The 19,596-nt window shown below is 58.6% G+C and carries 17 protein-coding genes; 7 read left to right on the forward strand and 10 right to left on the reverse strand.

All coding sequences use genetic code 11. From position 1 onward, the window contains the following. Positions 1-456 precede the first annotated feature (456 nt). A complete protein-coding gene (locus HMPREF2942_RS03065; protein ID WP_049350053.1) occupies positions 457-1,257 on the forward strand; it encodes a TIGR03089 family protein in 801 nt (266 codons plus the stop codon). 178 nt (positions 1,258-1,435) lie between these two features. Here the strand turns inward: HMPREF2942_RS03065 and HMPREF2942_RS03070 are convergent, their stop codons facing one another. Continuing rightward, complete coding sequence (locus HMPREF2942_RS03070) at positions 1,436-2,053, reverse strand: GtrA family protein (RefSeq protein ID WP_049350052.1); 618 nt, start codon at positions 2,051-2,053, stop codon at positions 1,436-1,438. Between the two features lie 339 nt (positions 2,054-2,392). On the opposite strand from HMPREF2942_RS03070, the gene HMPREF2942_RS03075 reads away from it, so the two are divergent. From HMPREF2942_RS03075 to HMPREF2942_RS03085, 3 genes are all read left to right on the forward strand, one after another. Continuing rightward, positions 2,393-3,583, forward strand: a complete 1,191-nt coding sequence (locus HMPREF2942_RS03075) for a 5-(carboxyamino)imidazole ribonucleotide synthase (RefSeq protein WP_070688352.1) — start codon at positions 2,393-2,395, stop codon at positions 3,581-3,583. Between the two features lie 99 nt (positions 3,584-3,682). Next, a complete protein-coding gene (purE, locus tag HMPREF2942_RS03080) occupies positions 3,683-4,321 on the forward strand; it encodes a 5-(carboxyamino)imidazole ribonucleotide mutase (protein WP_070688353.1) in 639 nt (212 codons plus the stop codon). A gap of 19 nt (positions 4,322-4,340) precedes the next feature. Further along, positions 4,341-5,342 (forward strand): lipid II:glycine glycyltransferase FemX, encoded by a 1,002-nt coding sequence (locus HMPREF2942_RS03085; RefSeq protein ID WP_005506872.1) that lies wholly within the window; start codon positions 4,341-4,343, stop codon positions 5,340-5,342. Positions 5,343-5,522: 180 nt separating this feature from the next. On the opposite strand, the gene glpX is transcribed toward HMPREF2942_RS03085, so the two are convergent. Continuing rightward, positions 5,523-6,530 (reverse strand): class II fructose-bisphosphatase, encoded by a 1,008-nt coding sequence (gene glpX / locus HMPREF2942_RS03090; RefSeq protein ID WP_049355887.1) that lies wholly within the window; start codon positions 6,528-6,530, stop codon positions 5,523-5,525. Positions 6,531-6,949: 419 nt separating this feature from the next. On the opposite strand from glpX, the gene HMPREF2942_RS03095 reads away from it, so the two are divergent. Beyond that, positions 6,950-7,669: a carbonic anhydrase gene (locus HMPREF2942_RS03095; protein ID WP_070688354.1), complete on the forward strand. Its 720-nt coding sequence runs from the start codon at positions 6,950-6,952 to the stop codon at positions 7,667-7,669. Between the two features lie 224 nt (positions 7,670-7,893). Beyond that, the gene (locus HMPREF2942_RS03100; protein WP_044146069.1) at positions 7,894-9,300 is read left to right on the forward strand and encodes a class II fumarate hydratase; all 1,407 of its coding nucleotides are present in this window, start codon (positions 7,894-7,896) and stop codon (positions 9,298-9,300) included. A 132-nt stretch (positions 9,301-9,432) separates the two neighbouring features. Here the strand turns inward: HMPREF2942_RS03100 and HMPREF2942_RS03105 are convergent, their stop codons facing one another. From HMPREF2942_RS03105 to mca, 5 genes are all read right to left on the reverse strand, one after another. Continuing rightward, entirely contained in the window at positions 9,433-10,704 is a 1,272-nt protein-coding gene (locus tag HMPREF2942_RS03105) for an MFS transporter (RefSeq protein WP_246822724.1), read from the reverse strand. 417 nt (positions 10,705-11,121) lie between these two features. Continuing rightward, positions 11,122-11,628 carry an NUDIX hydrolase gene (locus tag HMPREF2942_RS03110; protein ID WP_070688355.1) on the reverse strand — a complete coding sequence of 169 codons (507 nt, stop codon included), beginning with the start codon at positions 11,626-11,628 and terminating at the stop codon, positions 11,122-11,124. Between the two features lie 128 nt (positions 11,629-11,756). Continuing rightward, on the reverse strand, positions 11,757-12,284 hold the full coding sequence (locus HMPREF2942_RS03115) for a prepilin peptidase (RefSeq protein ID WP_005508942.1): 528 nt from the start codon (positions 12,282-12,284) through the stop codon (positions 11,757-11,759). 107 nt (positions 12,285-12,391) lie between these two features. Beyond that, the gene (gene uppS / locus HMPREF2942_RS03120) at positions 12,392-13,201 is read right to left on the reverse strand and encodes a polyprenyl diphosphate synthase (protein WP_049354994.1); all 810 of its coding nucleotides are present in this window, start codon (positions 13,199-13,201) and stop codon (positions 12,392-12,394) included. Positions 13,202-13,481: 280 nt separating this feature from the next. Next, positions 13,482-14,453: a mycothiol conjugate amidase Mca gene (gene mca, locus HMPREF2942_RS03125; RefSeq protein ID WP_070688356.1), complete on the reverse strand. Its 972-nt coding sequence runs from the start codon at positions 14,451-14,453 to the stop codon at positions 13,482-13,484. A gap of 419 nt (positions 14,454-14,872) precedes the next feature. On the opposite strand from mca, the gene greA reads away from it, so the two are divergent. Continuing rightward, positions 14,873-15,370 (forward strand): transcription elongation factor GreA, encoded by a 498-nt coding sequence (gene greA, locus HMPREF2942_RS03130; RefSeq protein ID WP_044150727.1) that lies wholly within the window; start codon positions 14,873-14,875, stop codon positions 15,368-15,370. A gap of 158 nt (positions 15,371-15,528) precedes the next feature. Here the strand turns inward: greA and ilvA are convergent, their stop codons facing one another. The 3 genes from ilvA to HMPREF2942_RS03145 form a co-directional block, all read right to left on the reverse strand. After that, positions 15,529-16,782: a threonine ammonia-lyase gene (gene ilvA / locus HMPREF2942_RS03135; protein ID WP_049358314.1), complete on the reverse strand. Its 1,254-nt coding sequence runs from the start codon at positions 16,780-16,782 to the stop codon at positions 15,529-15,531. A 233-nt stretch (positions 16,783-17,015) separates the two neighbouring features. Beyond that, complete coding sequence (locus HMPREF2942_RS03140) at positions 17,016-18,290, reverse strand: AI-2E family transporter (protein WP_070688357.1); 1,275 nt, start codon at positions 18,288-18,290, stop codon at positions 17,016-17,018. 173 nt (positions 18,291-18,463) lie between these two features. Beyond that, positions 18,464-19,432, reverse strand: coding sequence for a Bax inhibitor-1/YccA family protein (locus HMPREF2942_RS03145; protein ID WP_070688358.1), 969 nt, complete (start codon positions 19,430-19,432; stop codon positions 18,464-18,466). Between the last annotated feature and the right edge of the window lie 164 nt (positions 19,433-19,596).

A 19,596-nucleotide genomic window follows, 5' to 3' on the forward strand; every position in this document is an offset into this window, starting at 1 on the left:
TGCCCTGTATCACATCTTGAGCCGGTCTCAAGTTTCCCCTTTTCAGGGCTAGTTTCCATCGCCGGTAAATTCTGCATCTTGACTGCAAATATAAGGGAAGTCAGCTCAGCAGGGGTCTGCCAAACCCCCCGCTACCAGAAATTTTCAGGAAATTCGAAAAGAAAAGTTTATCTTTTTGGCGTCCATGCCTTGCATATTTTCCGCGCTTATTGCGAAACATTTATATTTACAATTTATATATATGCTGTATTTCAAAACAGGACCTTCGTTAGTGCAAAGGTTTTTCATCATTAGGTTTTTTTAAGCCCCATTAGAAGTTTTTACTTTACCCCTGTACTTTCTAGCCCGGTGACCGACGCTCTACTCCCTCATAGAACCGCATCACCTCCCCCGCAGACCCCCCGAACCTGTCCCCGTGCCTCCATTCCTTCTGAACCGTGCGGTAGAGTGAAACCCATGGTTACTCTCTCCCCCACCGGCGCATCCGTGCCTACAACTCTGAACCGTTTCTTTGAGAAGCTCAGCAGCCAGCAGACCCCCGCCCTCATCTGGTACTCGGCAAACGGCGAGCGCATTGAGCTCTCCGGCAGGGTTCTCATGAACTGGATTGATAAGAGCGCAAACCTGCTGGTTGAAGAATGCGAGCTGGAGTCCGGCGAGGGTTTTGACCTCCAAGCACCTCTGCACTGGCGCACTATTGTTCTGGGACTGGCGGCACTGCGCGTGGGCGCTCTCCTCGATCAGGATGAGCCGCTGGTTGCCGCGGTCTGCACCGAGCAGGAGGCGGGCTATACGAATAACCCCGCGTACCTTCTGGCGGTTGACCGTGCACCGCTGGCGCTTTCCTACACCGGCGATCTGCAGTCGCTGGCTCCGCACGCCGAGGAGGTGCTCGATTACTGCGCTCTGGTGCGTAGCTTTGGCGACCAGTACTCGGGTCTGCTTCCCGATGATTCAGCAGAAATCATTGAGGGTTTCAGCTATGCGGAAGCCTACGAGCAGGCTCTCACGCAGGCACAGGCATATCGTACGGCGGGCTATACGCTACCTTCGGGGCAGCGTGCGCTCGCTTTGGAGTTGAGCCCCGACTACGGTTTTGATGCCTCGGAGGCGACCCTGAGCGCCCTGCTGGAGGTGCTAGCTATTTTGGTCTCGGGCCATGCGGTGTTTGTGGCTGACCCGAGCGTCAACTGGCAGAATGGGCAGCTGGCGTCTTTGATGGTTGCCGAGCGTGCGGTGGAGATTTCCCGCGCATAGCGCCCCTCTCCTGTTGCCTGAAAAATCGCGTGGAAGGCTACCAATCACACGGAGCGCGAACAAACATATAGGTCTTTAAACGATTCATCCCCCGACACCGTTCGTGTCGGGGGATGAATCGTTATACCACGTTCTAACTAAGCTGCTTCTACGGTCAGAGGAGCTCAACCCGAGGAGCTTAGGAGTTCTGCGAGCCCGGCTTCGACTGTGCCTCAGGTGCAGTTGCTTCAGAGGTTGCCTTACGTGCTGCAGGTTCTTCGCCATCAAGAATGGCGGCGGCTTCATCAAACATGCGGCCGAGCTCCTCGTGGTCGGTGCCTTCGCCCTCTTCAACCTTCTGGCGGTGCGAACCGTACACCCAGAAGCGGTAGAGGAAGTAGCGAAGAATGGTGCCCAGAATGGTACCGATAATCGTACCGGAGATGAAGGATGCCTCGGGGGTGCGCAGGTTCAGCACGTAGGTACTGAATGCCACACAGCCTGCTTCGACGAGAATACCGAGCAGGTTGACCAGTCCGAATTCGACCGCTTCACGCTTCCAGTTTTCGGAGCGGGAGTCGCGGAAGGTCCACAGGCGGTTCATGAGCCAAGAGAAGATGGTTGCGACAATACTTGCAACGACCTTCGCCTTGGTGTGGGACTCCGACATGATGGTCATCATCAGCACCCACACCGTTACAGAGTTGACGATGAAGGCGGCACCGCCCACGGTACCGAATTTGAGCACCTCAATACCGTAGCTGTCCCAGAGGGATTTCAGGCGTTCGGTCATGGTCGGTTTAGTCTGTGCGCTCATACGGGGCCTATCTAGAGGAGTTCAGGGGAAAGAGCTGGCACTGTTACGGTGGGTGTCATTCATGCCGCCACTATGGAGTGCGTCAGCCTCTTTTACAAGCTCTTATATGTTATTACAGTCCCGGTTGGTTGTTTGTACCTTTGAGAGTTTTTCCACAGACCTCCCAGCTAACGAGACATTCCCTTTCATCTCACGTTGACTGGGCAGAAGGCAGGTTTTTACGATTTCTTCCGGCTTTTACGCCCAAATATTGGGCTCTACCGCCCAGTTAAACCCATTCTGTGACCTTAATGTGGTCTTGCTCCCACAGGCCCTCCGAACCCGGTACACTTAGGTGATGTGACTTACCCTGTGACTGGACCCGTAATTGGCGTCATCGGCGGAGGCCAACTGGCCCGCATGATGGCACCCGCAGCAACTAACCTTGGCCTGAACCTGCAGATTCTCGCGGAGGCGCCCACCGTTGGCGCCGTGGCAGCGGTACGTACCGCCCCCGTCGGGGACTACAAAGATCTGGACACCCTCCGCGAATTTGCTCGCGGCAAGGATGTCATCACTTTCGACCATGAGCATGTGCCCACCGAATTTCTGCGCACCCTCATGGCGGAGGGCGTGAATGTTCAGCCCCGTCCCGAAGCTCTCCAGTACGCTCAGGACAAGCTCCTGATGCGCGCCGCTATTGAGCGTCTGGGCCTGCCGAACCCCCGCTGGGCTAAGGTTTCTACCCTGGACGAGCTGCTCGCCTTCGGCGATGAAATTGGCTGGCCCGTGGTGCTGAAGACCCCGCGCGGCGGCTACGACGGCAAGGGCGTACTCGTTCTGGATTCCCCCGAGGAGGCTCGCGAGCGCAGTACTGCGTGGTTCGAGCAGTTGCCTTCCCGCACCGATTTCTCCGCCCTGCTTGCCGAGGAGAAAGTGCCCTTCACCCGTGAGCTCTCCGCTCTAGTGGCTCGCCGTGAGAGCGGCGAGGTGCGCCCCTGGCCGGTCGTTGAGACCATCCAGGTGAACTCTATCTGCGACGAGGTTATTGCCCCCGCGCAGAACCTGGACCCCGAGATCGCTGAGGCTGCCGCAGCCGCTGCTGTGACCATTGCCTCCGAGCTGGGCGTGACCGGTGTAATGGCGGCTGAGCTTTTCGAGGTTCCCGGCTCCCCCGCCGGCTTCTACATCAACGAGCTGGCGATGCGCCCGCACAATACTGGCCACTGGACTCAGGACGGCTCGGTGACCAGCCAGTTCGAGCAGCACCTGCGTGCGGTACTTGACCTTCCGCTGGGTGATACCTCCGTGTTGGAGGGTGTTGCCGTGATGAAGAACTACCTGGGCGGTGAGAACGAAGATATCTTTGGCGTCTATCCGCTGGCGCTTTCGGCTGAACCGCGCGCAAAGATTCACTTCTACGGCAAGGAAACCCGCCCGGGCCGCAAGATTGGTCACGTGAACATTACCGGCACGGTGGCTGAGCTTGAGGCGCTGCGTCATAGCGCCGCGAATGCCGCCTCCATTTTGCGTGACGGCCGCCCCCTATAGCCCCTGTTTTAGCCGGTGCGTGGGGTGAGAGCATCCTGCGTATCCGGATCCCCCTAATGATGGTGGTTCGCCACCGCATCCTGAAAGGATATGAGGATTATGTCTCAGTCTCCCTATGATTCTTCCCAGCCCATTGTTGGCATTGTGATGGGTTCGGATTCGGATTGGTCGGTCATGGAGGCCGCAGCCGAGGTTCTGGACGAGTTCGGCATCCCTTACGAGGCTGATGTTGTTTCTGCACACCGCATGCCCGAGGACATGATTGAGTACGGCAAGAAGGCTCACAGCCGCGGTATCCGCGTGATTATTGCTGGTGCTGGCGGCGCCGCTCACCTGCCCGGTATGCTCGCTTCCGTGACCGCTCTGCCCGTGATTGGTGTTCCGGTACGTCTGAAGAACCTCGAGGGCATGGACTCACTGCTGTCGATTGTTCAGATGCCCGCCGGTGTTCCGGTAGCTACCGTCTCCATTAACGGTGCTCGCAATGCGGGTCTGCTGGCTCTGCGTATTCTGGGTTCGGGTACTGACGCATTCGCTCAGCAGGTTCATGCTGATTTGCGTCAGTTCTCTCAGGATCTGCGCCAGACCGCAATGGACAAGGGAGCCGCTCTGCGCACCCGCGTTGCCGAGGCTAAGGCAAAGGCAGCGGCCGAGCGCGAGGCGGAGGAGAGCTCCTCCGCGCCCCGCCCCATTCCTGCACCCGAAGCTTCGTCGGAGCCCCAGGCTTACGTTCCCTAAGCTCGGATACACTAGAAGAATGAGCAATATTCTTCAGTCCGATATTTGGGCACGTTTTCAGGAATCTAATGGTCACACCGTGATCCGTAAGAGCGGTAACGGCTGGTCGTACCTTGCGACCGTTGAGGGCGGCGCTACCGGCCGCTACCTGTACAGCCCGTACGGACCGGTCGCCTCCAGCGCTGTGGCTTTTGATGAGGCTCTCACGTCGTTGAAGGAAGAAGCTGCGAAGCATCGTTGCCTGTTTGTGCGCATTGAGCCGACTGAATCCGCTATTTGGGGCGATCAGGATGCGGCTGCTTTCTTGGCTCGTCGCGGTGCGGTTCTGGCTCCTCGCCAGGTGCAGCCTTCGCACACTCAGATTATTGATCTTTCGGGCTCTGAGGATGAGATCCTCAAGGGCATGAAGTCCAATAACCGCAACCTGCACCGCAACATCCACAAGAAGGGCGTGACCATTGAGGTGTCGACGAATCCTGAGGATTTGTCGATTCTGTTCGCGTTCTTGGATGAGACTGCGGACCGTAACGGTTTTAACCGTCAGCAGGATGAGTACCTGATGCAGGTTGCTCGCGTGCTGATGCCCGCCGGTGCGGCGTCCCTGTACATTGCGAAGCTGACCGATGAGAACGGTGAGAGCACCCCGATTGCGGCGGCGTTTGTGTACGATTCGGATGACACCCGCACCTACGCGCATGCGGCGGCTTCTTTTGAGCACCGTCGCCTGTCCGCGGGTATTCCGGTGGTGACGAACTTTATCCTGGACGCTAAGCGCAAGGGTCTGAAGTACGTTGACCTCTTCGGTATTGCGCCGGAGGATCAGCCGGATCACGAGTGGGCTGGTTTCACGAAGTTCAAGAAGTCCTTTGGCGGCGAGTCGGTGGAGTACCCGGGTACCTGGGATGTTCCGGTAACTTCGTTGGGTTACCGCGCCTACACGCTGGCGTACAAGGCTCGTCCGGCAGTTCGTGATGCTGTGTCGAAGGCGAAGGCGAAGGTTCAGTCTTTCCGCTCTCGCTAACGGGTTCAGGCGCACCGCTACTGGGGCGTATCCTGAGAACTAAAAGCTAAATATACGAGGGAGCCGCCCTCACCGAGTTCTTCGGTGGGGGCGGCTCCCTGTGTATGTATGTGCAATGTTTGAGGAGTCTTAGCGCGGCTCCTCAGCCCTTGCGGGGCGAAGATTACTGCTCTTCGAAGATTACTGCTCTTCGGGGCTCTTGGTGTGCGAGAGAATCTCGCGCAGGCGGGAGAGGCGGTGCTCTGCCTCAACGGTACGCACGGTGCCCGAGGAGGAACGCATAACCAGCGACTGGGTGGTCACAACGTTCTTGCTGTAGCGAACGCCGCGCAGCAGCTTACCGTCGGTGATACCGGTTGCGGCGAAGAAGCAGTTGTCGCTGGTGACCAGGTCGTTGGTGGTCAGCACGCGGTCGAGGTCGTGGCCGGCTTCCAGCGCCTTTTCACGCTCTGCCTCGTCGGTCGGTGCCAGGCGGCCCTGGATGACGCCACCGGTTGCCTTGATAGCGCATGCTGCGACAACGCCTTCGGGGGTGCCGCCGGTGCCCAGCATGAGGTCCACGCCGGTGTTTTCGCGGCAGGCTGCGATAGCGCCAGCGACGTCACCGTCGAGGATGATGCGGGTACGGGCGCCTGCCTCGCGAATCTCCTGGATCAGCTTGGCGTGGCGGGGACGGTCCAGCACGCATACGGTCAGCTCGCTGACCTTCTTGCCCTTAGCCTTAGCGACCAGGTGCAGGTTCTGCTTGACGGGCAGGCGCAGGTCCACGAACTCTGCGGCGTCGGGGCCGGTGACCAGCTTCTCCATGTAGAACACTGCGGAGGGGTCGAACATGGTGCCGCCGTCTGCCACAGCAATCACGGAGAGGGCGTTGTCCATGCCGAGTGCGGTCAGGCGGGTACCGTCGATGGGGTCAACCGCCACGTCGAGGGAGGGACCGGAGCCGTCGCCGACGTTTTCGCCGTTGTACAGCATGGGAGCCTTGTCCTTCTCGCCTTCACCGATGACGACGGTGCCGTTGAAGCTGACGGTGGAGAGGCGGTAACGCATTGCGTCTACGGCTGCACCATCTGCGAGGTTCTTTTCGCCTGCGCCGACCCAGGGGCCTGCAGCAATTGCTGCTGCTTCAGTCGCGCGGACCAGTTCCATTGCGAGGTTGCGATCGCCGTGGTTGTTGTTCGTAGTCATAGACTCACCTTCGAGATTTCTGAATACACCGTCGGCTGGCTGGTTCTTTCCAGCACGAAGTCGCCGACGCAGTAGTGCTCCTTTCAGGATAGCGCGCGCAGGCTTCGTTTTTCTTGTTCTGAACGAGTTTGCGTGCGTGTTGACTTTAAGGTGAGCAGATGCGGCAAATTGGTGAGGGCTGCGTCTCTCTTCGACACTTCGTACGCTCTGAGGCGCTGATTTTGGGTGTTGTGAAGGCGCGCCAAACTAGCTATTTTTCGCATATTTAAGGCATATTTGAGGTAGGTTCTTTCTCCGGGAGGCTCCCGGGGCAAGGAGCTGAGCTTCAGTGCGAGCGCCTGAAGCCCCACATACTCGTTCGCAGATTCGCTGGCTCCGACGGCACGCGTTATCTGTATTTGTCCGCTAAGGAGCATCACATGGCTGGCATCCAACCGACTCCCGCAGAAGCATGGAAGCGTCTGAAGGACGGTAACCGCCGTTTTGTTGAGGGTAGCAACGAGCACCCCAACCAGGACACGATTCGCCGTACCGACCTGGCATCGGGTCAGTTCCCGTTCGCCTCGATTTTCGGTTGCGGTGACTCTCGCCTCGCGGCAGAGATTATTTTTGATCTGGGCCTGGGCGATGCGTTCGTGGTGCGTACCGCCGGTCATGTGCTGGAGAACGCGGCGCTCGGTTCGTTGGAGTACGCGGTTGATGAGTTTGAGACCCCTATCGTGATGGTTCTCGGTCACGACTCCTGCGGTGCTGTGACTGCGGCCAGCAAGTCCCTGGAGTCCGGTGAGATGCCGCACGGCTTCATCCGTAACCTGGTGCAGCACATCCTGCCCTCGGTGATGTCCCCGAAGCTGCCGGAGAACCCGGTCGTCAACGACATGGTGCGTGAGCACACCCGCCAGACCGCCATCCGCATTATTGAGCAGTCCCACATCATTTCGGATGCGGTGGTTGAGGGTAAGGTCGCCGTGATTGGTGTCTTCTACCATCTGAAGGAGGGTAAGGCGGAGCTGGTGTTCAGTTCGCAGGATCTGACCCTGCCGGAGGAGAAGAACGACTCGCAGAACCCGCCGACTCAGGCGCTTCCGGTGGTCGTGAAGACTCCCCCGCGCGTTGTGGTTGCCGAGAACCTGGACTAGGTTTCCTCTTCTCCGCTCATTACGAGCCTTAGCGCGAGAACCCACATGCTCGCACTTAACAACAGATTTTTCTATGGGATACCCCCGCCACGGTAGCGTGTTCGCACATCTGCCGGGGCGGGGTTTTTACGTGCCTTCTCACGCCGCAAAATTTATGAGCGTTTTTCCTCTTTTGACACCTTTTCGAGGCGACGTAAGCCACTTTGAACGCCTATCCTAGAGATATGGCTGAAAACATTGAATACCGCATTGAACATGACACCATGGGCGAAGTTCGCGTTCCGGCTGATGCACTCTACCGTGCACAGACCCAGCGCGCAGTCGAGAACTTCCCGATTTCGGGTCAGACCCTCGAATCCGCTCATATTCGTGCGCTTGCCCTCGTGAAGAAGGCAGCCGCGACCGCCAATGAGGAACTCAAGGTGCTCGACGCTGAGCGCGCCCAGGCTATCCGCGACGCAGCGGATCTGGTAGCAACCGGTAAGTACGACGCCCACTTCCCCATTGACGTCTTCCAGACCGGTTCCGGTACCTCCTCGAACATGAACGCGAACGAGGTTCTGGCAACCCTGGCATCCCGTTCCCTGGAGTCCAAGGGCATTGAGGTTCACCCCAATGACCACGTGAACGCTTCCCAGTCCTCCAACGACGTCTTCCCCACCTCCGTGCACGTTGCTGTGACCGAGGCTCTGGTGAAGGACCTGATTCCCGCTCTCGAGGTGCTCGCTGAGTCCCTGGAGCGCAAGTCTGCAGAGTTCAAGGACGTTGTGAAGTCCGGTCGTACCCACCTGATGGACGCAACCCCCATCACCCTGGGCCAGGAGTTCTCCGGCTACGCCGCAACCGTGCGTTACGGCATTGAGCGTGTGAACGCTTCCCTGCCCCGCGTGGCTGAGGTTCCCCTGGGCGGTACCGCTGTGGGTACCGGCATTAACACCCCGGACGGCTTCTCCGCTCGCGTGATTGAGCTGCTCGCTGAGGAGACCGGCCTGCCCCTGACCGAGGCTCGTAACCACTTCGAGGCTCAGGCTAACCGTGACGGCCTGATTGAGGTTTCCGGTCAGCTGCGCACCCTGGCGTACGGTCTGATGAAGATCAGCAACGACATCCGCTGGATGGGTTCGGGTCCGAACACCGGCCTGGGCGAGCTGCACATCCCCGATCTGCAGCCCGGCTCCTCGATCATGCCCGGTAAGGTCAACCCCGTGATTTGTGAGGCTACCATCATGGTTGCCGCTCAGGTCATCGGTAACGACGCAACCATTGCTCTGTCTTCCACTAACGGCGCGTTTGAGCTGAACGTGGGTATCCCGGTGATGGCTGCTAACCTGCTGCAGTCGATCCGCCTGCTCGCTAATGTTTCTCGTGTTTCGGCTGAGAAGATGATTGACGGTCTGACCGCTAATGTTGACCGTTGCCGATTCCTGGCTGAGGCTTCGCCGTCGACCGTGACCCCGCTGAACAAGCTGATTGGTTACGAGGCTGCTGCAAAGATCGCTAAGTACTCGGTGGCTCACAAGGTGACTGTCCGCGAGGCAGTTGTGGCTCTGGGTTATGTGGAGCGCGGCGAAGTGACTGAGGAGCAGCTGGATGCGGCTCTGGACGTCACCAAGATGCTGGGCAACTTCTAATCTCACCCGCCTGAACCTCGCCTGAGGTTCGCGGCTTAACCATAGAGGGAGGGGCGACTCGCCATGACGGCGGGTCGCCCCTCCCTCTGTATGTGTTCTCTGCCCCGTCATTGAGTTGGTAGCGGGTTCTCACTATTGTTCAACAATATTGAACACTTTGAACTGTTTATAGTGGACCAGCGTGTAGATGAGGCAGAGTACAGCCGGGATACTGACGACAAGCGCAGCGTTGAAGGAGCCGAGATGGTCAAGCATCAGTGCTACCGCGCCCATGGAGTACAGCGTTCCTAATCCAAATACGGCACCGTCAAGGGAGCTGGCACGCCCCAGTAGCTCATTCGGTGTAATGCAGTCACGCAGATTATTGGAGAAGATGAAAGCTGATGCCCATCCTACGTCCAGGATGAAGAGCAAGGCGCCGAGCACTACGGGGTTATTGCTGATGGTGACGAGCGGTATTCCGAGCAGGGATACGACGTTGGCGACCAGTAGCATTCCTCGCGTGTTCTCGAAAGAGAGGAAACGATCGATGATGAGCGCCGCGACGATACCACCGATACCGCTGCAGGCCATAATCATGCCTACCACTGAGGCTTCAAAAGTGAGCTCCTCATACAGGCGGTAAATAATGATGAGTGAATACGATGCCGTAGCTGCCGCCAAGAAGAACGTGTAGACAAGGATAAGTCTCTGCGGGGCGCCGGAGAACATGTATTGGATACCGTCAAACATGCGGTGAATAAACCCATGTTGTGCGGTTTCGCGTTGCTCAGTTTTAGTTTCCATCTCTACGGATGGCAACGTTGCGTATGAAATAGTTGCCGCTCCGAAAAGGAGCACCGGGACGATAAGACCGACCGTTGCACCCGCGACAAGAACAATAAATCCTGCTGTAGGGGGTGCAATGATTGCGGATATTCCCTCGCAAATTTCACGACGTGCATTGTACGAAAGAAGGTTTTCTCGTCCGAGAAGCTGCGGAATATATCCTGCTTCTGAGGCAGCAGCCAGTTCGGAGAAGACACCGCTCACAAATCCTAGTGCGGCGATGGTGAACCATGACAGCATATGCTGCTCAATCATCAACGCCAAGGTAAGGATGCTGAGGATGTTTACTGCCCCGGCAATCACAATCATAGGTTTTCGAGGCAGACTATCAGATAGGGTTGCTAGTGGATATGCCAAGGCGATATTGGGGATTTGCATGGCTACCGCCATTACGCCAGCCAACCCAATTTCGCCTGTACTAGCGAGAATCGCGATGGGTAGGGCGAAGGAATATATTCCTGTACCTACCAGAGAGCCAATAAGGGCTACGTAGATTCTCCAGGGTATTTTATGTGTTGTCATGCTTTGCTCCTTCCAGGACGCATCAAAATAGCGCCCAAGAATTGCGATGAACACAATGAGCCTAGTTCACAGAAAAATGGCATGCCTTAAAGATTTATAGGCAGAGTAAAAGGAAAGCGACTACGCTCACCAGAACATCACGTGAACGAATCTTTCTCGGGTTACTGACTAATACGGGGCCGTCACTCCCAATGTAACCCGTGTCATATATAAAGCATCTCATGTACACCACTCATAACTCGATACACAGACGCAACTTAAGGTAAAGAAGACAAAAACAAAATAAAACCACGGCAACCTTTAGGCTTCCAGTCCCCCACTCCCACAGAAAAACAGGAAGAACCACCCAATAACATGTAACAAACTGTCATAAAAATGCTGGGAGGGGCGACTCGCCATGACGGCGGGTCGCCCCTCCTTCTGTATGTACAGGTTTAGTTCGGCAGCTTTTACTCAGTCCCAGTAACCGGTCTAGAGCTCTTCCGGCGGCACCGACTCCAAACCAAAACGGCAGTGGCCGTTATAGTTCAGCGCCGCATCAATACGGTCCAGCATCCGATCCGAAAGCAACGCACGCTCCGCCGGGTCAGACACATCCACCCAACGCACCTGCGAAGACTCCTCGTCGTTCACCTTCGCCTCACCAGAAACCCAGCGGCACAAGAACGTATGATCCAAGAACTGGCAGCGGTCACCATTACCGAACTGCATCGGCGGGTCAGCCTTCACCTGCGCCAACTCCAGCACCTCAATCTGCACGTTCGCCTCCTCCTGCGCCTCACGCAGGCAGGTCAGTGCGGGACTCTCCCCCGGGTCCACAATGCCCGTAATCGGAGTCCACGCCCCGTTATCGCTACGGCGCACCAGCAGCACCTTAGAATCCTGCTCACGGTACACCACAGCCGTCGCACCGGACAGCCACAGGTAATCCGAACCGATCCGCTCACGCAGCTTACGGATATAGGGAGGAGTAGGCATAACATCAACCTTTCAAAAGCCCCGGCAAGTCTACCAGGGGAATAGGTGCTAGAGAGCAGAGCGAACAGTCGCGAGCCGCACACAGAACAAGCCCGCCACTTAGCCGGACGGTCACCCTACTTCGGAATCTACCACAGAGAATACGCCGGAGCAGCCAACGCCACCAGCGCACCCAGAAGCATAAACGGACCGAAGGCAATGCGGGTGCTACCGCGCGCCTTCGTGAACAGCACCAGAGCCAAAGACACCAGACCACCGGCAAGGAACGTCACCAGCGACGCCCAGCCCAGATTCGCCCAGGACAGGTACCCGAGCACACCGCCCAGAATGCCGGCAAGTTTCACATCCCCGCGGCCCAGCGCGCCAAAAGACAGGATACGCAGAAGCAGGTAGCAGAACCACAGCACCAGACCGGCACCAATCACACGCCAAATATCGGCGGGGCGACCGGCAAAAAGCAAAGACACCGGCAGTGCCGTATAGGTGGCAATAGCCAAAGGAATCAGGATGCGGTGCGGCAGACGGTGCTCCCGCACGTCAATACGCCACAGCCGCAGGGCGCACCACAGAAAATACAGCAGGTAGCTGCCGAGCACCAGAGCGGCAATAACGGAGGCGCCTCCAGCGTTGTAGAGGCGGGAAAGCTCAGCGAGCATAGAACGTCCATTCTGTATTGCTGGAGGCTGTACTACCGGAGACTGCTAGCCAGGAACCAGCCAGCCGGCCGAGAAACATGCACCGATGGCGCTAGGGCATCCAAGTTCTAGGAACCGAAGCGGCGGGAACGGTTCGCGTAATCCCGCAGGGCACGCAGAAAATCAACGCGTGTGAAATCCGGCCACAGGGCGCGGCAGAAATAAAACTCAGAATACGCGCTCTGCCAGGTCATGAAACCGGACAGGCGCTGCTCGCCCGAAGTGCGAATCAGCAGGTCCGGGTCGGGCATATCGGCGGTGTACAGGTGCGAAGAAATATCCTCCACACTCAGCTGTTCGGCAAGCGATTCCAAGGATGCGCCCTCAGCGGCGGCCTCACGCAGAACCGAGCTGACCGCGTCCACAATCTCCTGGCGGCCGCCGTAGCCGACCGCAATGTTCACGCGAACACCGGGCAGGTGCGCAGTCTGCTCAATCGCCCAATCCAGGCGCTCGTGCAGCTGAGGAGGAATTAGGTCAATATTGCCGATAGCGCGCACCGGACCGCAGGCGGACTCCACCAGACGCACCAAGAACGCATCAATCACAGCGACCAGGCCGGTCAGCTCCTTCTCGGGGCGCTTCAGGTTCTCAGTGGAGAGCATGTACAGGCTCACCTGCGGAATCGACAGCTCAGTACACCAGGCCAGAAAATCAATAATTCGCTCCGCACCGGCGGCGTGGCCCTCACGGGTGCTCAAGCCGCGCTGAGCCGCCCAGCGGCGGTTACCGTCCACCAGCACTCCAATATGTGCCGGCAGGGATTCGGGGCTCAGCGAGCGCGCCAGAGCCTGCTCATAGACGGTAGGCTCAGTGACAGTGCCGGGGTTGCTGGCGTGGCCGTGCACAGTAATCACGGGCAGGGCGTTGGCGCTCATAGCTCATACCTCATTCGGCTGTCGTGGCAGATAATTCAGCGGGCTCATAACGAAAGAGTCCAAGCTCTTATTCTACGCCGCCGCGCCGTACCTTCGCGGCAATCGGCATCACGGTTGGGCTGAGAATCGGCTCAAAATTTGTGGCATCTGGTGGCGGCGTTCGGGGTTGTGCACAGGGGCTGCACGCATCGCGCGCCTAAGAATGGATGATGCCCTTCACCTACGACTCATATCGTGGGTGAAGGGCATCATTGTAACGCGCGGGGCGATGCACCCCAGCCTAGATAACGTAGTAGTCGCTCAGGCCCTCGTCCAGGCTAGATTCGGGCAGCTGAACCTCAGCGTGCGAGGCGGCCAGCGTGTAGTCCTCCCAGGGCCAAATATCCTTCAGCTTCTCACTGGGAACGGCGAAGAACACGCCGTTCGGGTCCACCTGCGAGGCGTGCGCGCGCAAAGCCTGATCGCGCTGCTCAAAGTGCTCGTGAACCAGGATGCGGGTCGTAGTCTCGTGGCGAGGCGCCTCCCCCGAGGAAGCGCGGTGCGCGATGTTCTCAATCCAGCCGCTCAGCAGGCTCTCACCGTGCGTATCGAGCAGATGCTCGTGCAGGGCGAGGGTGCGTTCGGGGTTGAATGCGCGGTCGTAGTAGAGCTTCAGTGGGGTCCAGGGCTCACCCTCACCCACGTAGGCTTCCGGGTCGCCTGCCTTCTCGAATGCTTCCACGGCAACCTTGTGGGTCATGATGTGGTCGGGGTGCGGGTAACCGCCGATCTCGTCATAGGTGATGATGATGTGGGGGCGGTACTCACGCACCAGACGCACGAGCGGCGCGGCGGCACGGTCCAGGGGCATGGTGCCAAAGCTACCGAAGGGAAGCGGCGACATGGGGTCGCCCTCGGGCAGACCCGAGTCGAAGAAGCCAATCCAGCGGTGCTCAATACCCATAATCTCGCGGGCAGCCGCCATCTCAGCACGGCGCAGACCCGGCAGGTCGCGGTGCGCACGCGGGCTCTTATCGATCTCCTCGTTCAGGATGTCACCGCGCTCGCCGCCGGTCATCGTCGCCACCATGAAGCGGGCGCCACGGGCAATATACGCCGAGGCGGTACCGGCGCCCTTGGAAGACTCGTCGTCCGGGTGGGCGTGCACCGCGAGGATGCGCAGACCGGTGTAGTCCTCCTCCAGGGGTTTGAGGGAGTCCACGGGAGGGTGAGACGGCAGGTTTGCCTTCAGCTGTTCAATGGCTTCGCTCACGGTGGTCTCCTTTAGATGATGCGCCAGGGGGTCGATGATGTGTCTGTGACTCGCGAATACGAGCGCTACACGGCAGAAATTTTACGGTTGTAGCTTCTCGTATGATACCCAAGGATAGCGCCGGTACACTAGCGCAGATGACGCCGTGTGACATCGTGAAACATGCCGTCATATCAGCAGATTCTTGGGCATGAAACAGGCTGATGCTGGCGGAGCGTTCAGCTACAGGCGTGCGTACCGACGAAGATGCGCTCAGAGGGGAAGATACGACCGGCATAACAGCCGAAAATCCTCCGGTGCTCTAGAATAGGTCTGTTGATTCATTCCGTTACCGGTACCGCCGCGCATTGAACGCGGCACGCGGTAGCGGGTTTATTCGTTTCGCACCGGCAGAGCCGGCGCATAAGCAAAGGACACGCATGGCTGAAAACACCGGTGCATGGCTCACTCAGGACGCCTTCGACCGCCTCACCCAGGAGCTGGAGTACCTCTCCGGCCCGTACCGCCAGGAAATCGTTGACCGCATCGCGCAGGCACGCGATGAGGGTGACCTCCGCGAGAACGGCGGCTACCACGCAGCACGCGACGAGCAGGCGAAGAACGAGGCGCGCATCAAGCAGCTCAAGCACCTGCTGGAAACCGCGCACATCGGCGACACTCCCGCTGACGACGGCGTGGTAGAACACGGCATGGTTATCGAAGCTGAGGTTGCCGGCCGCACTCTGAAGTTCCTGCTCGGCTCCCGCGAAATTGAGGACACTCTGCCGGCAGGTAGCGACCTGAAGGTCTTCTCCGAGAAGTCCCCCCTCGGCGCAGCAATTATGGGCGCTAAGCAGGGCGACGAGGTCACCTACACCGCTCCGAACGGTAAGGAATTGAGCGCCAAGATTATCTCCGCAACCCCCTACCAGGGCTAAGAGATTAGAGCTAAGAGACAGCGCTAGATATAAAACAAACAGTGCGGGGTGCTGACCATCAACGGTCAGCACCCCGCACTGTTTTTGTCTATTCTCGCGTTCTGCCTATACGTCGCAGGCGCACCTATTACAGCTCGTCGGCTAATAAATATATCGGCTTAGTAGACGATGATGGGCTTGAAACCCTCATCCTCCAGGGCAGAAATAACCTGGCGGCAGTGCTCCACACCCTTGGTCTCCATGTCGATCGTAATCGACACGTCACCCATGGAGAGCGAGCCACCCACGCGGGTGTGGTCCACACCGGTGACGTTCGCGTCGTTCTCGGAAATAATGCGGGAGATGGTCGCCAGCTCACCCGGACGGTCAGACAGCATCATCTTCACGGTCATGTAGCGGCCAGCCGCCGACAGACCGCGCTGAATCACCTTCAGCATCAGCATCGGGTCAATATTGCCGCCGGAGAGCACGCACACGACCGTACCCAGGTCGCCGTACTCTTCCTTCAGCTTGCCGTTCATCAGCGCCGCCACAGGCACCGAACCGGCAGGCTCCACCACAAGCTTGTTACGTTCCATCAGGAAGATCAGGGCGCGAGCAATATCGTCTTCGCTCACGGTCGCCACATCGTCCACCAGCTCCTTGATGATGGAGAAAGGCATCTGGCCGGGGCGGCCCACCGCAATACCATCAGCGATGGTGGAAACCTTCTTCAACGGCACCAGAGCATCCGCAGCCAGCGACAGCGGGTACGCCGCCGCGTGCTCCGCCTGAACACCAATAATCTTAATCTTCTTGCCGAGCTTCTGCTCCTTCGCACGGATAGCAGCGGACAGGCCAGCCAGCAGACCGCCGCCGCCAACACCCACAATCACGGTGTCAACGTCCGGAACCTGCTCCAGGATTTCCAGACCGATGGTGCCCTGGCCGGCAATAATGTCTTCATTGTCGAAGGGGTGCACGAACACCGCGCCGGTCTCTTCGGCGTAGCGCTTCGCCTCCGCCAGAGCCTCATCCACGGTCAGGCCGTGCAGCTCAACCTCAGCGCCGTGATCGCGGGTTGCGGTAATCTTAGGCAGTGCCGCACCCAGCGGCATGTAAATGCGAGCCTTAATGCCCAGACGGTCAGCAGCCAGAGCCACACCCTGAGCGTGGTTACCTGCACTCGCCGCCACGACGCCGCGCTTCTTCTCCTCCTCGGAGAGCTTTGCCATGCGCACATACGCGCCGCGCACCTTGAACGAACCGGCGCGTTGCAGGTTCTCACACTTGAAGAACACCTCGGAACCCAGGCGCTGGCTCAGGGCACGCGAATGGGCGACCGGGGTGCGTTCAATAACGCCTTCGAGCAGCTCTGCGGCACGTTCAATATCGGTAATGGTCACGGGCAGGGAGTCGAGATCTACGCTCACGGGTTTTCCATTCTGACGGTGCGTTGTCCCGCGGGCGCGGGATGGTGATGTATTGCTCATCCCATTTTAGAGGATGGGTACAGCGAAGGGGGCTACCCGGTCGCAAGTAGCCCCCTGGCGAGACACCGCCGTAGACGGCATCGCGGCCGGCGGTATCGCCGGGACGAGTTAGCGGTGCGTTATCGAGGGTGGCGGGGTGCCCTACGCCAAAACCTCCCGCTCGATGCAGGCCCCTAGTCTTCGGAGGAGTCCGAAGCCTCGGAAGCCTGGTTCTCAGGCTCCTCAGCCTTCTGACGGCTCGGCACCCGGGAGGCCAGATTCTTGACGCTCTCCTGCCGTTCCTGGGCCTTCTCCTCAGCCTTCTTACGGCGTTCCAGCTCATGCGGGAAGAGGAACTCCTCCTCACGAGGCGCCTCCTTCTCCCAGTCACGATTCGCCAGATAACGCACCACCGAGTTGACCACAGCCAGAGTCGGCACGGCGAACAGAGCACCCACCGCACCAAAAATCATGGAGCCACCAGCTACCGAGAAAATAACCGCCAGCGGGTGCAGGGAGACAGCCTTACCCATAATGAGCGGCTGCAGAATGTGGGATTCGAGCTGCTGAACCAGCAGAACGATACCGAGCATAATCAGCGCCTGCACCGGACCCAGAGCAACCAGCGCCAGCAGCACAGCCACAGCACCAGAAATGAGGGCACCAATCACAGGAACGAAAGAACCGAGGAAGACCAACACACCCAGCGGGATAGCCAGCGGAACACCCAGAATTGCAGCACCAATACCGATGCCGATAGCGTCAATAGCCGCCACCAGAATCTGAACGCGCACGTACGCACCCAGGGACTTCCAACCCGCGCGACCCGCACCGTTGACTGCGGCACGCGCATCCTTCGGGAAGAGGCGAGTGACGAACAGCCAGATACGCTCGCCCTCCATCAGGAAGAAAACCAGGGTAAACAGAGTCAGCAGGGTACCGGTCGCAACCTCAGCCGCAGTCGAACCCACCTGAGACACACCGTGCAGCACGGAGCTGGGGTTATTGGTTACAGCGCTCTCCATCTGATCCAACAGCTGGTTCATCTGGTCGGCGCCGAACTCGTAGCCGAGGTTCTTCAACCAACCAATCAGCTGCTGGTAGCCCTGCACCGCCTTATCCGCCATGGACACAAAACCGCGCAGAATCTGCTGACCGGTCAGCGAAATAATACCGGCGAGCACGAGGATCATACCGATTTCGGCAATAGCCGCCGCGCCACCGGCACGAACACCCTTCTTACGCAGAAGCATCACGGCGGGGCTCAACAGAGCCGCCAGAAGCAGAGCCACCAGAAGAGAAATAACCAGCAGGGAGACGTGCCCCAGACCCTTCCAAAGGATCCAGCCTGCACCGGCAATCATAATGATGCGCCACGCCCAAGCACCGGCAACTTCCATGGCAAAAGGAACCCGGTAGCCGCGCTCCTCCTCGGCTACATGCTCTTCTGCAACAGGTGTAATTTTCACGGTGTCTCCAAATCGTTATCGGTGTCGCACTCGTGCGGGGCAGCTTCAGCTACCCCATCGGAGGCGGTGTGTGGTGTTGTTATTGTGTGCTCTCCCCCGCGCCTCAATACACAGGGGAAGTAAAGCGGCAAAGGCGGCGGCACCATCACGGTACCGCCGCCTCAAAGTGAGCTTTAGTCGTTGCTAAAGATGCTTGCCAGGTACATGAGAACACGCAGGATCTCAACGTACAGCCAGACCAGAGAAGCGGTCAGGCCGAATGCAAGACGCCAGGACTCACGCTCGGGCAGGCCCGCCTCCACAGCTTCGGAGGTGGTGGTGAAGTCCAGCAGCAGCGAGTAGGTTGCCAGCGCAACAGCGAACAGGCCAACAACCAGACCCAGCGGGATACCACCGATAGAGAAGCTGTTCAGCGAGGAACCGAAGATACCCGCACCCAGGATCGAGATGAGACCGTACGCCAGGTAACCAATAGCGCCGATCATGAAAATCTTGTTGAGCTTGGGGGTTGCACGCAGCTTACCGTTCGCGAACAGCGCCAGGGTAGTACCTGCGACCACGAGGGTTGCCAGAACAGCCTGAATTGCCACGCCGGGGTAGCGCATGTCCACAACAGCGGACAGGCCACCGAGCAGCAGACCTTCCATGAAGGCGTAGGTCATGACCAGGACCGGGGAAACCTTCTTCTTGAAGGAATTCACCAGACCCAGGACCAGACCGCCAAGCATGCCCAGGAACAGCAGCACCGGCATGTACCATGCAACAGCGGCACCGACAGCGACCAGGCCCAGGTTGATGCCGGTCTTAACCATGACATCGTTCATGGTCAGACGCTCACCGGCAGGGATGGGCTCCGAGTAGGTGGGGGCTGCTACGCCGTAGTCAGCCTCACCGTACGGCTGTCCGTACTGTGCCTGCTGGCCGTACTGGGGCTGACCGTATGCGTTCTGACCGTAGCCCTGCTGGCCGTACTGGCCGTAGGACTGCTGACCGTACTGACCGTAAGTCTGCTGGCCGTAGCCCTGCTGCTGACCGTACGCCTGCTGGTTGTTCTGCTGAGACTGCGCACCAAAGCGACCGAAACGAGAGTCACCCTGAGTGGCATTCTTCGTCATTGAATTCAGAAGCGGATTTCCCGCCATCATTCTCTCCTTCATACGGGGACAAAACTAATTCTTGTTAATTCTATCGGATAGATTCTGCGCTCACGGGCGCTGTTCGTTACCAGCAAGCGCATCTGGCGACCTTGCCAGAATATTTCAGGGCGGTGTTTACCTGAGGTTCACCCAAGTCCACACCGCCCCGC

Source organism: Rothia sp. HMSC071C12 (assembly GCF_001813895.1).
Lineage (GTDB): Bacteria > Actinomycetota > Actinomycetes > Actinomycetales > Micrococcaceae > Rothia > Rothia mucilaginosa.